Source organism: Cupriavidus sp. R6-3, assembly GCF_059772245.1.
The window spans coordinates 1-1,223 of record NZ_JCBAJO010000453.1; the positions used below are offsets into that span (position 1 = coordinate 1).

Consider the following 1,223-nt stretch of genomic DNA (forward strand, 5'->3'; position numbering starts at 1 on the left):
TCGGTCGACCGCGCGCGCGCCGGCTCGGAGCTGGTCGGCACCGCGGGCAGCACGATGGGCGAGCTCGAGGCCAGCGTCGCGCGGCTCGCCGCCATCGTCGACCAGATGGCGCTCGCCACCGGCGGACAGCGCGCCGGCATCGATCAGGTGGAGGGAAATATCGCCGGCATCGACGCGGCGTCGCGCCAGAACGCCGACCATGTCGACCAGACCGCGGAAGAGGTCGCACGCCAGCAGCAGCAACTGGCGCGGCTGACCGGCGCGGTGGGACAGTTCAGGCTGGATTAGGTCGCGGGATGACCGACCATCCGCACGCGCCGCCGGGCGGTGCGGCGGTGCGGCGGTACGGGGCTGCGGGGCTGCGGGGCTGCGGGGGTGCGGGGTGCGGGGTGCGGGGTGCGGGCAATGCCGGCGATCAGCCCAGGCCCGGCAGCGTCGTCAGGTATTCGCTGATGCCCGTCATCATGATCTGCACGCCGATGCACAGCAGCAGGAAGGCCGACAGCCGCGTGACGACGTTGGTGCCTTCCGGTCCCAGCACGCGGGCCAGCAGTTCGGCGCGGCTGTAGACCACATAGACGACGATCGCCACGGCGACACTGACCGTCACCGACACCACCGCCGATTCGATCGCATCGCGCCATTCGCGGCTGCGGCTGGCGTTCAGCGCGATTGCGGTGGCGATCGAGCCGGGGCCGGTGGTCAGCGGAATCGTCAGCGGGAAAAACGCCATCTGCGTGACATCGCCGGTCGAGACCGATTCGATGCGCTTCTCGGCGGGCTGCGTCGGCGCGTTCAGCATGGTCCAGCCGCTGAACGCCACCACGAAGCCGCCGGCCAGGCGCAGCGCCTGCAGCGAGATGCCGAAGAAGCCGAGGATGGCGGTGCCGAGGAAGAAGGTCACCAGCAGCACGATCAGCGAATTGATCGCGACCTGGCGGCTCAGCTTGCGACGCTCCTCGACGGTCAGGAAGCGGGTCCGGTCGAACAGCACGAATGCCATGCCGAACGGGTTGATGATACTGAGCAGCGCGGAGAACGCGAGCAGGAACTCCGCCACCAGATTGCTCAAGCTCAGGATGCCCATTGTGCGCGCCTATCCTCACCAAATCGCGCAAGCATAGCGCATGGGGCACTGCGGCGACTACTGCGATCAGCCGGGGGCATTGGGGCTCGCCGCGCCGTTGGTGGCCGGCGGTAGCGGTGCCGGCGTTGGGGTTGGG

The 1,223-nt window shown here is 69.3% G+C and carries 1 protein-coding gene and 1 pseudogene; one reads left to right on the top strand and one right to left on the bottom strand.

What is annotated here, in order from left to right; genetic code table 11:
- Positions 1-288 (top strand): annotated as a pseudogene (locus AC6EI8_RS26595) (methyl-accepting chemotaxis protein); the annotation flags it as partial.
- 127 nt (positions 289-415) lie between these two features.
- Here the strand turns inward: AC6EI8_RS26595 and AC6EI8_RS26600 are convergent.
- A complete protein-coding gene (locus AC6EI8_RS26600) occupies positions 416-1,087 on the bottom strand; it encodes a MarC family protein (RefSeq protein WP_149316305.1) in 672 nt (223 codons plus the stop codon).
- Between the last annotated feature and the right edge of the window lie 136 nt (positions 1,088-1,223).